This is a genomic window from Paenibacillus thermoaerophilus, assembly GCF_005938195.1.
Taxonomy (GTDB): Bacteria; Bacillota; Bacilli; order Paenibacillales; family Reconciliibacillaceae; genus Paenibacillus_W; species Paenibacillus_W thermoaerophilus.
On the sequence record NZ_VCQZ01000022.1, the window covers coordinates 46,655 to 62,668 of the forward strand.

Annotated in this window: 14 protein-coding genes, 1 tRNA gene and 1 pseudogene; 7 read left to right on the forward strand and 9 right to left on the reverse strand. The window is 59.0% G+C overall.

Features of this window, described 5'->3' with window-relative positions; all coding sequences use genetic code 11:
* Positions 1–121: 121 nt before the first annotated feature.
* Positions 122–601, forward strand: a complete 480-nt coding sequence (mgsA, locus tag FE781_RS14155) for a methylglyoxal synthase (protein WP_138790282.1) — start codon at positions 122–124, stop codon at positions 599–601.
* Positions 602–611: 10 nt separating this feature from the next.
* Here the strand turns inward: mgsA and FE781_RS14160 are convergent, their stop codons facing one another.
* The 3 genes from FE781_RS14160 to FE781_RS14170 form a co-directional block, all read right to left on the reverse strand.
* Positions 612–1,691: a lactonase family protein gene (locus FE781_RS14160; protein ID WP_138790283.1), complete on the reverse strand. Its 1,080-nt coding sequence runs from the start codon at positions 1,689–1,691 to the stop codon at positions 612–614.
* A 66-nt stretch (positions 1,692–1,757) separates the two neighbouring features.
* Positions 1,758–2,294, reverse strand: a complete 537-nt coding sequence (locus tag FE781_RS14165) for an MFS transporter (protein WP_138790284.1) — start codon at positions 2,292–2,294, stop codon at positions 1,758–1,760.
* Positions 2,295–2,297: 3 nt separating this feature from the next.
* Positions 2,298–3,740: an FAD-binding oxidoreductase gene (locus tag FE781_RS14170; RefSeq protein WP_211346369.1), complete on the reverse strand. Its 1,443-nt coding sequence runs from the start codon at positions 3,738–3,740 to the stop codon at positions 2,298–2,300.
* A 147-nt stretch (positions 3,741–3,887) separates the two neighbouring features.
* Here FE781_RS14170 and FE781_RS14175 point away from each other — a divergent pair, with 147 nt between their 5' ends.
* The gene (locus tag FE781_RS14175) at positions 3,888–4,403 is read left to right on the forward strand and encodes an acyl-CoA thioesterase (RefSeq protein ID WP_138790285.1); all 516 of its coding nucleotides are present in this window, start codon (positions 3,888–3,890) and stop codon (positions 4,401–4,403) included.
* A gap of 266 nt (positions 4,404–4,669) precedes the next feature.
* Positions 4,670–5,569, forward strand: coding sequence for a transposase (locus tag FE781_RS14180; protein WP_138790286.1), 900 nt, complete (start codon positions 4,670–4,672; stop codon positions 5,567–5,569).
* A 434-nt stretch (positions 5,570–6,003) separates the two neighbouring features.
* On the opposite strand, the gene cls is transcribed toward FE781_RS14180, so the two are convergent.
* Positions 6,004–7,461, reverse strand: a complete 1,458-nt coding sequence (cls, locus tag FE781_RS14185) for a cardiolipin synthase (protein ID WP_138790287.1) — start codon at positions 7,459–7,461, stop codon at positions 6,004–6,006.
* A 146-nt stretch (positions 7,462–7,607) separates the two neighbouring features.
* A complete protein-coding gene (locus tag FE781_RS14190) occupies positions 7,608–7,790 on the reverse strand; it encodes a hypothetical protein (protein WP_138790288.1) in 183 nt (60 codons plus the stop codon).
* 161 nt (positions 7,791–7,951) lie between these two features.
* Here FE781_RS14190 and FE781_RS14195 point away from each other — a divergent pair, with 161 nt between their 5' ends.
* Positions 7,952–8,845, forward strand: coding sequence for a LysR family transcriptional regulator (locus FE781_RS14195; RefSeq protein WP_170209554.1), 894 nt, complete (start codon positions 7,952–7,954; stop codon positions 8,843–8,845).
* Positions 8,846–8,885: 40 nt separating this feature from the next.
* Here FE781_RS14195 and FE781_RS14200 read toward each other — a convergent pair whose 3' ends face one another.
* Positions 8,886–10,001, reverse strand: a complete 1,116-nt coding sequence (locus FE781_RS14200; protein WP_138790290.1) for a DUF3900 domain-containing protein — start codon at positions 9,999–10,001, stop codon at positions 8,886–8,888.
* Positions 10,002–10,102: 101 nt separating this feature from the next.
* Positions 10,103–12,598, reverse strand: a complete 2,496-nt coding sequence (hrpB, locus tag FE781_RS14205) for an ATP-dependent helicase HrpB (protein ID WP_138790291.1) — start codon at positions 12,596–12,598, stop codon at positions 10,103–10,105.
* 163 nt (positions 12,599–12,761) lie between these two features.
* Here hrpB and FE781_RS14210 point away from each other — a divergent pair, with 163 nt between their 5' ends.
* The 3 genes from FE781_RS14210 (at position 12,762) to gluQRS (ending at position 14,852) form a co-directional block, all read left to right on the forward strand.
* Positions 12,762–13,652 (forward strand): YitT family protein, encoded by an 891-nt coding sequence (locus FE781_RS14210; protein WP_246068186.1) that lies wholly within the window; start codon positions 12,762–12,764, stop codon positions 13,650–13,652.
* Positions 13,653–13,727: 75 nt separating this feature from the next.
* Positions 13,728–13,804, forward strand: a tRNA-Asp gene (locus tag FE781_RS14215).
* An 82-nt stretch (positions 13,805–13,886) separates the two neighbouring features.
* Entirely contained in the window at positions 13,887–14,852 is a 966-nt protein-coding gene (gene gluQRS, locus FE781_RS14220) for a tRNA glutamyl-Q(34) synthetase GluQRS (protein ID WP_211346370.1), read from the forward strand.
* 95 nt (positions 14,853–14,947) lie between these two features.
* Here gluQRS and FE781_RS17860 read toward each other — a convergent pair.
* Positions 14,948–15,180: pseudogene (locus tag FE781_RS17860) on the reverse strand (group II intron reverse transcriptase/maturase); the annotation flags it as partial.
* A gap of 119 nt (positions 15,181–15,299) precedes the next feature.
* Positions 15,300–15,827 carry an ADP-heptose synthase gene (locus tag FE781_RS14230; protein WP_138790293.1) on the reverse strand — a complete coding sequence of 176 codons (528 nt, stop codon included), beginning with the start codon at positions 15,825–15,827 and terminating at the stop codon, positions 15,300–15,302.
* Positions 15,828–16,014 lie beyond the last annotated feature (187 nt).

Consider the following 16,014-nt stretch of genomic DNA (forward strand, 5'->3'; position numbering starts at 1 on the left):
CTTTATATTACACAAAAACCTTCGAACAGCTCCTATTTTATCAAAAAAACGACCAACCCATCACACAAAACGCCATTTTTATGTTATTATATATAACATTAAAGACTTGAGGTGATCCTCCATGAATGTGGCGTTTGTCGCGCACGATCGAAAAAAAGAAGAGCTGGTCAACTTCACGATCGCTTACGAAAAGCTGTTCCAAGGCCATCATCTTTACGCCACCGGCACGACCGGCAAAAAAATTATGGAAGCGACCTCCTTGTCGATCTTCTGCTTTATGTCCGGACCGTTGGGCGGAGACCAGCAACTGGGAGCGATGATCGCCCAAAACGAACTCGATTTGCTGATCTTTTTCCGAGACCCGCTTGTCGCGCAGCCGCACGAGCCCGATATCAACGCGCTTCTGCGCATTTGCGACGTGTACGGCATTCCGGTGGCGACGAACATGGCCACGGCCGAGCTGCTGGTGCGCGCGTTGCAGCGGGGCGATTTCAATTGGCGCGAAATCGTGCATAACAATCGCCCGATCAAGCTGCACAACCGCAAAACAAAACCCGCGGACGGCAGCGCGGCGCCGAACGCGGGCGTTAACATGCAATAAAGGCAGCAGGTTACATGTATACGGGACGGACGCAGACCGGCTTCGAGACCGTGACACTGTATCCGGTCGGTTCGAGCCGCCCGCTGTCCGGATGGACGCGATAAGTCACGATGTTGTTCGAGTCGCGGTTCGCCGACAGCAGGTAGTCGCCTTTCGGCGTCAGCGCGAAATGACGGGGATGGCCGCCTCCCGAACCGATATGCTGAACGAGGGACAGACGCCCGGTCGACGGGTCCGAAGCCAGCACGACGATGCTGTCGTGGCCGCGGTTCGATCCGTAGATATAGCGTCCGTCCGGGGAGACCGCGATTTCGGCGCAGGCATTGACGCCCGAATAGTCTTCCGGCAGCGTCGGCACCGTCTCCACCCGCTCCAGCCGCCCTTCAGCGGCATCGTAACGGAATACCGTAATCGTCGAATTCAGTTCATTAATGACATAAACAAATTTTCCGTCCGGCCGGAAAACGAGATGCCGCGGTCCCGAGCCGTTGTCGACGGTCGCCTCTCCGTGCGTAACGAGCTTTTCCGCCTCTCTATCGAAACTGTAGACAAAAATGCAGTCCAATCCGAGATCGGGGACGAGCACGAATTTTTCATCCGGGGACAGGAAAGCGGAATGAGGATGCGGACGGTCCTGAGGAGCCGGTCCCAAGCCGCCTGTATGCCGTTTGATGTCAAGCGCTTCCCCTACCGTGCCGTCCTCGGCGATCGAATTCAGACCGACCAATCCTCCGTGGTAGCTGACGGTCAGCAAATACCGGCTTGCGGAATCGCGCTGGATGTGGCATGTCGGGGCAGGCACCGTCGGCGCCTTGTTCAACAAGGTTAAAGCTCCCGCCGCGGGATCGATCGCGAACGACACCGCCTGTCCGGTTTTCGCTCCGTCCTCGCCTGTCCCTTCCGCGATGGCGTACAATTTCCGGTTGTCCGGGTCCACGTTAAGGAAGGTCGGGTTTTTCAGCCCCCCGTACGCATTCAACAAGCGAAGCTCGCCCGTTTCCTCGATCAGTTCATAGACATACACACCGTCGCCCGTTTCCTCCGCGTAAGATCCGGCGAAGACGAGCAGCCGTTCTCCCGTTGCCGTCACATTCGGTTCCTCCTCTTCAAAAGCTCGCTCCGGCCTTGGGCCGGAGGCGTCTGATTTTCCCTTTGATTATACACCGGACGGACGCTTTCTCATAACCCACGCGCTGACGCCGTATAGAGCGGCGCTCGCGTAGAACATCACATCGATCGTCAGCCAGTCGATCGCATACCCGGCCAAAATTACCGCAAACCCGGATGCCACCGACGTCCAGAAATGATAGGAGCCTATGGCCGGCCCCCTAGCCCCCGGTTGCGTCAGATCCGCAAGAAGCTGGCGTTCGCCCATCTTCTGCATGGCGTTGCACGCGCCCATCAACGCCTGAAGCGCCAATACGAGCACATAGGAGGTCACCCACGGGAACGCGAGCATCGAAGCCATCATGCCGAGCGAGCTTATGATCATCATCGACCGCCCTGCCCGGTCAAGGCGTCCCGCCAGCACCTGCGACGCCATAGCGGAGCAGATCGTAAACACCGCAAACGCCAGCCCGTACTTCGCATAACTGTTGCCGAGGTTTTTCAGAAACAGCAGGTAATACGGATAAATCATGCCTGCGGCCATCGTGAATAGGCTTTGCGAACGAATCAGCCAGTGGACGGACATCCGCTACTCCCCCCTGTAATCGTCGTAAAAGTAGTTGCGGAACACGAGTCCGGGGTCGCGCCGATCCTTTTCCGCGAAAAACCGGGCTTGTTCGGGATAAGCGGCGCGGAATTGCGCGATCGACGGATAAGGCGCATAAGGCAGGTAGTACGTTCCGCCTTGCCGGAGCGATTCGTCGACCACGCGGCGAATGGCACGGCGCATCTCCTCCTGTCCGCGACCGGTCAGCGGCACATGGAACAAACAAACGAGCGCGAACATCTCCTCCCTGGCATACGACAACACGGCTTCCGTGTCTTGGTGGACGTAACGGACCGTAATATTCAGCAAATTCAAGATTTCTTCTTCCTTCAAAATCTCGCGAAGGCTGTTTATAAACTCATCGAATTTATTTAACGGTATAAAATATTCTTGCAGTAAATCATTCCGTCCCGGCACCTGGTATTCCATAAAAGCCGTTGCTCCCCGCATCGCGTTGTTGCGGCTGATCGCGGTCCCGTCCTGATGGGCGTACAGCTTGGACTGCATCCGCCAAAATACGTTTTTCCCCCAGCCGTACATCCGGTTCAGCGCGAACATCGCTTTGGCCGGCGCAACCCCGCTTTCGCCGCGGCGCAGCCGCCGATAATCTTCCAATCGCAGATCACGCGCCAACTCGTAGTTTACGGCGTACATCCGGGTCAAAAGCTGCTCGGGCGAAACCGACACTCTGGCGATATGCATGCGGACATCGGGATTGCCCAGCACTTCTTCCCGGAAATAACGCTCGTAATCCTCGACCGGGAACTCTTCGGTGCGCATCCGGTAGACTTCGTCGTCCGTAAGCGACAACGTCACGTCCAAGATGATGCCGAACAAACCGTAGCCTCCCAGCGCCAGAGGAAACCAGTCCGCATTCTCCGTCCGGCTGACATTCAGAATGCCGCCATCCGGCGTCAATAACCGAAACGATTCGACGCTTTTTATCAACGAACCGTTCCGGATGTCCCGGCCGTGCGCATTGATGCTGACCGAACCCCCGACGGTGAAGATGTTCTGCGATTGCATCTGCTTCACGGATAAACCGTACGGATTGATCGCCTCTTGCACGTCCTCCCATGTGGCGCCGGCTTGCACTCTGATCGTGCGCCGTTCGGGATCGACCTCCAGCACCCGGTTATACGTCGTCATATCGACGACAATTCCGTCGCGATAATAAGTATGGCCGCCCTGGCTGTGCCGTTGACCCGCGACCGACACGGGAATCCCTCTCTCGCGCGCTTCCCGGACGATCGCCGCAAGCTGCTCCTCCTCGCGCCCGGCGACGACACGCTCGACTTTAACCGGCCGCAGCCTGCTGTAATCGGTAATCCGGTACGGATCTTGATCCGGCGAGTTGGTGTACGCATATGTAACGACCGCCAACGCCACCAAGAGCAAGACGGCGACAGCTTTCTTCAACCGCATCACCGCTTTCGTTGGGGTATGATCCCAATATAACACGATGACGGAGCGCCGGAAACCTGTTGGGCCGAGTCTATTGTGTTCTTGTATGAAAATGGAAATGTGATTTACAATAGAAATTACATTCGACACGAAGGGAAGAAGATCTCTATGGAGGAAAGCCGGTATTGCCGAGCGTCTCGCTGCTTCAAAACCTCCCGTATATTTCCAACCGATGTCAACAACCATAACACGTTATTCGGAGGCAAGCTGATGGCGTACATCGACGACATCGCTTCGATCTCCGCCGCCAAACACTGCCGCCAATCGGTAGTGACCGCATCCACCGATTCCGTCGATTTTCTTCAGCCGATCCGGCCGACGGACTCCGTTACGTTGGAATCCTTCGTCACTTGGACCGGCACGAGCTCCATGGAAGTGTTCGTCAAAGTCATGAAGGAGGATTTGCTGAGCGGAGAGCGGACGATCGCCGCCACTTCTTTTTTGACGTTTGTGGCATTGGGAGAAGACAACAGACCGGTACCCGTTCCGGGCGTCATACCCGAATCGGAAGAAGAGTTGAAGCTGCACGAAACGGCTCCCCAGCGGGCGGAAATGCGCGTCCGAAGACGCCAGGAAAGCAAAAAACTAGCCGATTTTTTAACGATCGCTCAGCCTTGGGACTAACAACGCTTTTTCCCCGAGTGTCCATTTATCGGTTCGGCCGGACGATCCTTAAGAGGGGGGCGTTTCCTTTAAGGGGTTCTCTGCCGGCAGGCAGTATGGTCCCCGCGCTTTGATCGCGCAAGCTCCTTCCGCTCTCTTTTAAGGTTATCCCGTCGGCTCAGCAACTCCTCGTTCATGACAATTTCCGCTAAAAAAAGGTTGAAACAAGAACGAATGTTCGGTATAATCGAAATACGAACATATATTCCTGTCGGTGGTGACACCCTGTGGAATTTCTGCGTTTCCCCGATGAATTTCATTCGGAAGAATCGTGCGCGCTCGCTCTTTTCGCCGCCAAATGGCCGAACGGATACGTCTGCCCGCGATGCGGAAGCCGTCAATGCTGCCGGATCGAGACGAGACGATTGCCTCTATTTCAATGCGCCCATTGCCGGCATCAGACGTCCCTGATCGCGAACACCGTTATGAGCCGCAGCCGAACTCCCCTGACCAAATGGTTCCAGGCTCTTTATTTGATGACTCGCCCGTTGATCGGCGTCTCGGCGTCCACACTGAAGTTGATCATTGGCGTCACCTATAAAACGGCGTGGCTTATGCTACACAAAATACGTCATGAGATGAGCGAATACGATCGCCGGAGGCTGCTGACCGGAGTGGTCCGGGCCATACCGGGGATTTTCGGCAGTACCCCTTACCCGCTTTACGATTCCATCCCTGCGAAATACCCTGTTATCATGGGCATGTCCCTTCAAAACTCGAAGCAACCCGCATCCATCAAATTGATTTCGACCGACCGGTCCGCAACTCTCAACGATACCATTCCAAATTTTCGGTCCCGGCACGTTTGCCCAAATTGCGCCGATTTTGAGGTTATTCGTTCGATCCGCGGAGCAACCGAATGGGGATTTACCAAAAAAATATTCGTAATGGCTACGATGTGGATAGGCTCGCTTTACTATGGAGTCAGCCAAAAACATTTGCAAAAGTACCTCGACGAATATGTGTACAGGTACAACTGCGCAATCCGTAACGAATCCATGCTGACAGGCACGCTGAAGTCATGCTCCGCTTATTCCGCCATCACATACCGGGAGCTCATCGGCAAATCCGTACAATCTCCGCGGCAGAACCGGGATGATCTCCCTTGTCTTGTCGGGGCGGCTTGATCCCATGCGCCTTCGTTTGCCGATCGGGTCCATGTTTTGCCGTCTACTTGGTTATCGGGAGTCACAGGGTCACCTTACGCTGGTTGGAACTAGGGAACAAGTATGGTTCGTCCTTTATTTGTTTAGGGCTCGATGAAGATCAAGGCGATTTAACCGATAAAGCTGATTCGAGGGGATAAGTTCCAAAGCAGGTACGGTCGTCGATAAACGTAGACGCCGGTTCGTTCAGGCTGATTCCAACAGGCATTAGTTCCTTTATGCTGAACGAAGGGGATAACATTACAGGTTTGCAGGGGTGATGCACACGCTCCCGACGATCAACCCGGCTACTCGATATGACAATAAAATAAGCTGACACCGACGATTACCGGAGTCAGCCCCAGTCTGAAAGCATTAATCCTCTCTCTCTCAACTTCCGCCCCGAGTCATGCCTCTTACAAAATCGGCGAGATCAGCCGCGTGCACGACTCCTTGATTCGCTGCATGCGGGAGCGGGCTCGGTACATCTCCGCCGTCAACTCGGTGCAGTCCGCCGTATCCCGCTCGAATATGTCCTGAAGCCGGGATACTGTAGCCGTGTCGTACAGGATCGCGTTCACTTCGAAGTTCAGCTTGAAGCTGCGGATATCGAAATTGGCCGTGCCGACCGAAGCGATCTTGCCGTCTACGATGACCGTCTTGGCATGCAGGAAGCCGTTCTGGTACAAATAACACTTGGCCCCCAAGTCCAGCAGTTCGCCCAGATGCGAATACGTCGCCCAATACACCATCCGGTGATCCGGCTTGCCCGGGATCATAATCCGCAGCTCGACGCCGGACAGCATCGCGATTTTCAAGGCGTTCAGCACGCTTTCGTCCGGGATGAAGTATGGCGTCTGAATGCAGATCAGCTGTTCCGCTTCGAAAATCATTTTGATGTACGCGTTTTTGATCTGCTCCATTTCGTGGGTCGGGCCGCTGGAGACAATCTGCACGCCGACCGTCCCCGTTGACTCCAGGCGTGGAAAATAATCAGGATGATCCGGCAGCACCCGGCCGGAGGCCAAATTCCAGTCCATCGCGAACTGCGCCTGCATCTGCAGCACGGAATCGCCTCTCAGACGGAGATGCGTATCGCGCCACGGGCCAAATTTGTTGCTGCGGCCCAAATATTCGTCGCCGACGTTGAACCCCCCGATGTAGCCGTACATCCCGTCGATTATCGCCAGCTTGCGGTGATTGCGGTAATTCACCCGGATGTTCAGATACGGGATGCGCGACGGAAAAAAAGCGGCGGCTTGTCCGCCCGCACGCAGCAACGGCTCAAAAAAACGCCGCGTCAGGTCGGAGCTGCCGATGTCGTCGTACAGCAGGCGCACCTCGACCCCTTCCTCCGCCTTGCGGGCCAGCTCCCGGATCAGCTTGCGGCCGAGCTCGTCGTTCTGGATGATATAATACATCAGATGAATGTGATGTTTCGCCTCCGCGATATCCCGGAACAAGCTGTCGAACTTCGAAGGTCCGTCGACGAAGATGTCGACGCTGTTGTTCTGCGTGTACAAGGCGTGGCTGCTGAGCAGATTCATGTAGATCAGATCCTGGTAGGCGGACATGGCGGGGTCGTTGAATTCGACGCGATGCTTGCGGAAATCCCGCCGTTGCCGTTCGATATATTCGCGGATTTTGCCCTGGTTGGCCAGATGAATGCGGTACAGCTTGAGCCGGCTGAGATTTTGCCCGAGAAACAAGTACAGCACGAATCCGACCACCGGCAGAAACAGCAGCACCATCAACCACGCCCAGGTGACGCCGACGTTGCGCCGTTCCAGAAAAATGACCGTAATGGCCAGCGGCACGTTCAGAATGGAAATTAACGTGTATATGTTTTGAACGATTCCATCCGACCAAGACATACCTGCGTCCGACTCTCCTCACATGCTTGTCGACCTAGGGTCATTTCATTATATGCCAAGTATAATGGAACTTTATTGAAAAGCAAGCGCAAAGCAGGCGAAAAAGGTATTGCCCGCCCCTCGAACCGGCGGACATACCTTTTCGCTCAACACCAGGTGACGAGTGAAACACCTGCGGGTGCCAGCGCCAAATTCAGCCACAGCACCCTGCCGGCCGCTTGGACCGGGGCACGCCGCCTCCTGACTCCCCGTTCGGGAACAACCGCTTTTTTCGCGTTTTCCTCGTTTTCAAGCATCCATTGTTCCAACTCGTAAAGGTTCGTCCACATGCAGCTCCACCCTCTCCGACCGACAATCGTTATATCTCTTTTCACCCTTCACAGGTGTTGTGGAGCTATGATATCATAGGTCAACTCGGTGCGATTAGCCACAGATGTTAATGGCATCCATTACAGATCGCAATCATTCACGGGAGGGCGGAGATGTCAAGATGGACCTGCAATACTTCATCACGTTCCGCGAAGTCGCGCGTTGCCTTAGCTACACCAGGGCGGCCGAACGGCTGGGATACGCCCAACCAAGCGTCACGGTGCAAATTCAAAAGCTGGAACGCCACTACGGCGCCGAACTGTTCGTCCGGAACGGCAAAACTCTGGCGCTGACGGAAGCGGGCGCCCGGCTGCTGCCCTTGGCCGACCGGATCGTCGAAGCGAGCTTCGAGGCCGAGCAAGCGCTGCGGGAGTCGGGACCCGAGAGGCTGCACATCGGTACGATCGAAAGCCTGACGGCGTTTTTCCTTCCGCCGTATCTGCAAGCGTTCCGGCAAGTATGCCCGAATGCGAATCTGCAAATCTTCCCGTCGGCGCAAAACGACGTCATCGCGAATATACGCGATGGCGCCCTCGATATCGGCCTGATACTCGATCCGCCGTTGTCCGATCCGGAGTTGCGCTCGATCCCGCTTCGGCGGGAGCCGCTCCTGCTCGTCTGCACCCCGGGGCATCCACTGCTTCGGCACCGGGAATTGACGGCGGCCGACCTGCAATCGCAGCCCCTGATTCTGGGCGAGGCCACCTGCACGTACCGGGAGGCCTTGGAACGCTCGATCCGCGACGAGCAGGTCGAGGTTCAAGTCGTCTCGGAGCTCGGAAGCATCGAAGCGATCAAGCAATGCGTAAAAATCGGACTAGGCTCGGCGCTGCTGCCGCAGCTCGCCGTCGCGTCCGAGCTGGAGAGCGGCCAGCTCGCATCCGTCCCGTTCCGGGAAAACGAACTGCCGCCGTTTTATATCCAGTTGATCTGGCATCGCAACCGGTATCTCTCGCCGACGCTGCAAAAGCTGGCCGCGATGCTGTGCGAGCCGCGCGACTCGCGAAGCGCTTGACCCCGCGGCCGGATATGCCGGCCTCGGATTCGTCCGCTCTTTAATCCCAGGGCGCTTCGTCGTCGTCCGGCTCCGGGCCGCGAACGGGCCCCGCCGCCAGCCGTTCGGCGACGGCCTCGAACGGCTCGGGCTGCAGCAGCTCGACCGGCGACATACCGTGGTCGAATTGGAATTGGTCGCCGACGATCAGGACGACATACCGGCCGTTCAGCTTGGCGATATGGATCGACTCGCCGTAATCCGACAGCTTGCCCCGCACCGTCACCTCGTCCAGCCGAAATGCCATCGGCAAGTCTTCCTTGATCTGAACGATCTGCCTGGCTGCGTCCCGGACCTGTTCGTGGCTCCATTTCTCCTGCAAGTCGCGCTTGTCGCGGGCGGCCCAGAGCTCCAGCTCTTCCTCCTCGCGCTGCCGCTCTTGGACGTGCTCCTCGAGCCCCCGCCATTTCTCCTCTATATAATGCTGCACCATGCCGATTACGTGCTCGCTGACGATCTCCGGCAGCGGCCGCTCGTACGCGACGAATTTCAGGAAGTCTTCGAAATAGCGGGCGTGCGACGCCTGATGGATTTTCAGCTCCCACTCCTCGATCATCCCCGGTTCGGGCATATGGGGAAATTGAATCGACTTCATATTGCGGGCGCTGATCGCCATCTCGACTTGGGCGATCAAGCCCCGTTCGTCCGAGATGCGCGCGATCTTCGGCTCGAAGTCGCACTTGAGCACGAACACAAACGGCAGTTCCGCATGCTTGGGCAGTTCCGCCTGAACAACAATCATCGCCCCGCCCCGAACGGCGCTCGTGTCCGCGTACAGCCGGACCAATTCGTCGCTCGAAGCGTGGAACGCTTCCACGGAATCGGCCGCCTGCAGCCGCTTGAACAGGTTATAGTTCGGATTGCTGGTCAGCTCGTGACCCGGCTCCGTCAAGAAGCGGCCGATTTTGGTGGGAGCCTGATCCGTGTTCGGATTTTTTTCCGCCTTGCGCTTGACGATCCGCGCGAACTCGCCGTCCAGGAACGGCTTCAGCTCGCTCGTCTCGTAGCTCTCCCGGTCAAGCGTCCGGTAATGCCGGAACGACTTGCTCCCGCCGCCGCCCGGATCACCTTCCGTACGGATGACGAAAAACGATAAAAACCTGATGCGTACATCCATTCCTGTCTCCCCCGTCGTCTCCTCATGCTAGCAAATGCTTGCGGCGCAGGGGCCGCTAGCTTGTCGAGCCTGCCGTCCTCCGGGACATTCGAATCTTTCCCTCACGGCTTGGGCCGCACCCGGTTCGTCGCGACCGCTTCCAGCGGGTCGTCGGGCCAGTAATGCTTCGGATAACGTCCTTTGAGATCTTTCTTCACTTCGAAATATCCCGTCCGCCAAAAGCTGCGCAAATCGCTCGTTACCTGAACGGGACGGCCTGCGGGCGACAGGAGGTGAATCACGACCGGCACCCTTCCGTTCGCGAGGCGAGGCGTGTCGTGAAGCCCGAACAGCTCCTGCAGCCGCACCGCCAGCACCGGAGCTGCGGGATCGCTGTAATCGACGGCGATTCGCGATCCGCTCGGTACCCGAATATGCGTCGGCGCCAGCTCGTCGAAGGCGCGGCGCTGCTCCCAGGACAACCATGTTTCCAGCACCTCCCCCATCCGTAGCCGCTGCAGATCGCTTCGGCTGCGGAAACCCGCGACGTGCGGCCCGAGCCATTGCTCCAAAGAGCCGAGCAGCGCTTCGTCGCTTCCGTCCGGCCAGCTCTCGGGGTCGATCCGGTGCAGGAACGCCAATCGCTGCCGCCACTGGCGGGTCGCGGCTGTCCACGGCAGGATGTCCAGTCCTTCCTCGCGGATGCCCGCCAGCAGCGCTTCGAGCTGACGGTCGGGATCGGGAGCGCGGACCGGCTCCTCCCGGATCAGGATCGCTCCCAGACGCTGCCTGCGGACGGCCCGGACGGAGCCCGTCTCCCGGTCCCAGCAGACGGATTCTTCGGCCGTCACGCGCCCCGCGAACGCTTGCGGCAGATCCGCCTCAGCCAGCTCGGCCGCCAGCAGGATGCGCCCGTCCGCTCCCGCGTCGTCCAGCTCGGCGACGACGATCCATTCGCAGCCGGACAAGCGCTGCCGCGTTCCGAACGCCGCGCCCCGGCCTCCCGCCAGCAGGTAGCGTCCGTCAGGGCGCCTCCTGGCGATCCGGTCGGGATACGCGAACGCGAGCAGCAAGCCGGCTTGCGCCTTGCCGCCGGCCTGCTCGGGCGTATCCCGCGCGCTCAGCGAGCGCCGCAGCTCCCGGCTGTCCTGGCGCACCCGCCGGCACGCGGCTTCGTCCGCGGCCGCGCCCGGCGCGGCCAACGCGCCGTATCCGAACGCGGCATCCAGCCGCAGAGACAAGTCCGCGTCGGCGAATCCCCTCTCGAATCGGAGCACGTCGCGCTCGGACAGCAGCGCCGCGAGATCGCACGCCAATCCGGCGAGGCCGGATTCGGCTCCCCGGAGCATCATATGCGCCAGCCTCGGATGCACTCCGAGCTCCGCCATCTGCCGGCCGTGCGCCGTACACGCTCCCTCGTCGTCGATGGCGTCCAGCGAACGCAGCAGCTCCTTGGCCTGGCTGACGGAAGCCGCCGGCGGCGCATCCAGCCATTTCAGCTCCGAAGGGTCCCGCACGCCCCACACCGCCAATTCGAGCATCAGCGGCGCCAGGTCGGCCTCCAAAATCTCCGGCTTCGCCCGGTCCTCCAGCAGGGCGTCCTCGGCCTCCGTCCACATCCGGTAGCAGACGCCCGGCGCCGTCCGTCCGGCGCGGCCCCGGCGCTGATCGGCGCTCGACCGGGCCACGCGCACCGTCTCCAGCCGGGTCATGCCCGTGCGGGGCGAAAATCTCGGAACCCGCATCCAGCCGCTGTCGATGACGATTCTCACGCCTTCCACCGTCAAGCTCGTCTCCGCGATCGACGTGGCCAGCACCACCTTGCGCCGGCCGTCCCGCGCGGGCCGGAGCGCCTCGTCCTGCTCCCGCTGCGTCAACTGTCCGTACAGGGGCTGCACGCACAGCCCCTCATCCGGCTCCAGCTTGTCCATGACGCGGCGAATCTCGGCCGCTCCCGGCAAAAAAACAAGGACGTCGCCTTCATGCTCGGCCAGCGCTCGCCGGATCGTCCGCGCGGCTTCCTCTTCGAGCGGGCGTTCCGGCCGCTTGTCCGCGTAGATCGTCTCCACGGGAAACATGCGCCCCGGAGCGGTCAGCACCGGCGCGCCTCCGAGCAGCTCCGCGACCGCCTCGCCTTCCATCGTCGCAGACATCGCCAGCAGCCGCAGATCCGGCCGGAACAGCTCCTGCGCCTGCAGACAGAGCGCCAGTCCCGTGTCCGCGTGCAAGTTGCGTTCGTGGAACTCGTCGAAGATGACGAGGCCGACGTCCTCCAGCGACGGGTCCCGCTGCAGCATACGCGTCAGAACGCCTTCGGTCACGACTTCCACAACCGTCGACGGCCCGACCTTCGTGTCGTGTTTCACCCGATATCCAACCGTTTCTCCGACCTTCTCCCCGAGTTCCCCGGCCATATAGGCAGCCGCCGCACGCGCCGCCAGCCGTCTCGGCTCCAGCATCACGATCTTGCGTCCCTGCAGCCACTGCGAATCTTTCAGCGCAAGAGGCACCCGGGTCGTTTTCCCCGCTCCGGGGGAAGCGATCAGCACCGCGTTTCCTCCGCCGTCCAGCGCAGTTCGCAGCGCGGGCAGCACCCACTCAATCGGCAGCGCCTTCATGAGCAACCCCCTCCGTCTCAGCTTATGCCCATTCCTTAATGTACGAACCGAGAGGCCTCTTGTCAAAGCCGGACGGCGGCAAACGCAATGAGGCTCATTGAATTTCGGCTATAAATGCCCTATGATTAATAGGAGATAGAGGTTGATGAACGGGGTGAATATGATGCCGAATGCGGAAACACAAACGAATCTGATCCAACACCCCAAACTTGCGCTGCCCGCCATCCTGCAACGGGCGCTGTTCATTACGCTGGGCGCGGTCCTCGTATCGGTCGGACTCGAGATTTTCCTCGTCCCCAATCAGGTCATCGACGGCGGAATTGTCGGCATCTCCATCCTCGCTTCCGAGTTGACCGGAATCAAGCTCGGCGTCTTCCTGTTCCTGCTGAACCTTCCCTTTCTGTTCCTCGGCTACAAACAAATCGGCAAAACGTTCGCCATCTCCACGCTATACGGCGTTGCGGTCATGTCCGTCGGAACGTTTTTCCTTCATCCGGTGAAGCCGCTAACGACGGACCCGCTGCTCGCGGCGGTGTTCGGCGGCATGATCTTGGGGACAGGAGTTGGCATGGTCATCCGGTTCGGGGGGTCTCTGGACGGCACGGAGATCGTCGCGATTCTGTTCAGCAAGCGGTTGTCGTTTTCCGTGGGCGAGATCGTCATGTTTTTTAATATTTTTATTCTCGCCGCCGCCGGTTTCGTGTTCAACTGGAATCAGGCGATGTACTCCCTGATCGCTTATTTTATCGCGTTCAAGATGATCGACTTGACGATCGAAGGGTTGGACGAGTCCAAAGCCGTGTGGATTATCAGCGACCACGCCAAGGAGATCGGCGATATCATTATTCAGCGGCTCGGCCGGGGCGTCACCTACCTGAACGGCGAGGGCGGCTTCAGCGGAGACAGCAGACGGGTTATTTTCTGCGTGATTAACCGGCTGGAGGAGGCCAAGATGAAAGCGATCGTCGACGAGAACGATCCTTCCGCCTTTCTGGCAATCGGCAACATTCACGACGTCAAAGGCGGCCGGTTTAAAAAACGCGACATCCACTGACTGAACGAGACGGGAGCTTGAAGAAAAAAAGGTTGCGCCCGCGGTTCGAACGTGTTATGATACCACTTGGCTTAAGGAGCTGTGGTGTAGAGGCCTAACATGCCTGCCTGTCACGCAGGAGACCGCGGGTTCGAATCCCGTCAGCTCCGCCATATCGAACGTTAAGAGCAGGGATACGCTTCCTGCTCTTTTTGCTACTTCTTTCGGGATTCCGACGACTGGCAGGTGAACGATATGAAAATACGAGGACGATTCGCCCCGACCCCCTCCGGCCCGCTTCATCTCGGGAACGCCTGGTCCGCCCTGCTGGCTTGGCTGCAGGTCCGCCAGGCCGGCGGCGAGATGCTGCTGCGCATCGAGGACATCGACGGCCCCCGCTCGCGGCAAGCGTATATCGAATCGATTCCGGAGGATCTCCGCTGGCTCGGACTGGACTGGGACGAAGGCCCGGATCTCGGCGGTCCCTATTCCCCTTACCGGCAAAGCGAACGGCTGGCGCGCTACGAAGAGCTGCTTCACGTCCTCAAAGCGAAGGGGCTTGTGTATCCGTGCTACTGCAGCCGGGCCGAGCTGGCCGCGATCGCCAGCGCGCCGCACGGGCTGGCCGCCGAAGGACCCGCGTATCCGGGCATCTGCCGGACCCTCAGCGAACCGGAACGGGCAACCCGCGCCGAGCGGAAAACGCCCTCCTGGCGCTTCGTCATGCCTGCCGAGCCTGTGGCGTTCGAGGATCTCGCGATGGGCCCCCAATCGTTCCCTGCGGGCTACGGCGGCGACTTTATCGTAAAAAGGGCGGACGGCATCTACGCTTACCAGCTTGCCGTCGTGGCGGACGATGCGGACATGGCCGTCACGCACGTGCTCCGGGGCTCCGATCTGCTGGACTCGACGCCCAGACAGCTTGCGCTGTTCGACGCCCTCGGACTGCCCGCGCCCCGGTACGCCCATGTGCCCCTGTTGTACGGACCGGACGGCCAGCGGCTCGCCAAACGTCACGGCTCGGCCAGCATCGGAGCGATGCGGCAATCCGGCATATCCCCGGAGACGATCGTCGGTTGGCTGGGCTACCTGGCCGGATGCCTGCCGAAGCCCGAGCCGGCAAAACCTCGGGATCTGCTGCCGTATTTTCGACTGGATGCCGTTCCGCCGGGTCCGATCCGGCTGGAACCGGCGATGCTGGACCGTCTGGGCATCCGCTGACCGGCTCTCTCCGCAAATCGAGTAGGAGGGGGCGGCTACCCCCCGACCTCTCACACCACCGTACATGCGGGCCCGCATACGGCGGTTCCAAAAGGTTAACAAAGCTCCAGATCACGAGAAAGCAGACTTTTCAGCCCTTTCGCTTCCCAGTAGGAAGTCGGGAGGGCGTTGTTTATATTTCGGACATTTCCCAAGCGCCTCGGCGGGAATTGGCCATCATGAAAGCTGCCCAATCGGGTACCCCTAGCGCCCGAAGTTCGCGAGTTCGTACCCGTTTCCACGGTTTCCAAAGGCACATACGCAGTCTTCGGCGAATCCACTGGTCCACCCTAAAGATGACGCCCATGCTGGGCGTACTACAACGGAACGGGCGACCGCGGCATATCGCGGTCGCCCGTTTTTCCCTGATCCGGCAGATCCTCTTGTCCTGTTCCCCCCGCCGCTTGCTTAAGGCGTCGTCATCCAATCTTCGGTCGTCAGGTCGGCCTCCAGGGCGAATTCGAAATCGTCGACGTCGAATACCTGAATCGGTATCTCCGCCTCGATCACCCTGTCGGTAAATTCCACCTGGTCCGTCAGCACGGGCGTCTGCTCCCGCAGCGACGTCAAGATGATTTCCGTCTCGATCGGATCGAACAGCTCGCCGTATTGCGCATTCTCCGAAGCATTCACAACGGTGATGCTTACCCCGTCCTTGACCAGGAGAGGCGGACTTTTGCGCCACGGCGCCAGCAGCGAACGCTCAATCTTCTTCTTGTTCAGAGGTTCCTCGAAAAACGCGATCAGCTCGCCGATCTTCTGCTTCACGTGAACGTCATCGTCGGGTTCCGGCATCACCGGCTCGACGCTTTCCTTCATCTCGTACAGTTCGAGGATCGAGGAGTACGGAATCAAGTATTCGACCGGCCGACTCGGGGACAGCATTTGCCCGTATATAGCGATCATTACGGCTTCGATGACAAATCGCCGGTTCACCTCTATCGTTCCTCCCTCTTCCATCACATATAGGATGTTCTTTGTTGTATTATAAAGAATTTTAACCGAAAAGCCAATCGGCGCATGCGGGGAGTCAGTGTCAAGTCATTGTGGGCAATTCATTAAGGGAACAAAACGAACTACATAAAGAACCCTTGCCCCTGTAAGCGCTTTGCCTTGATCATTC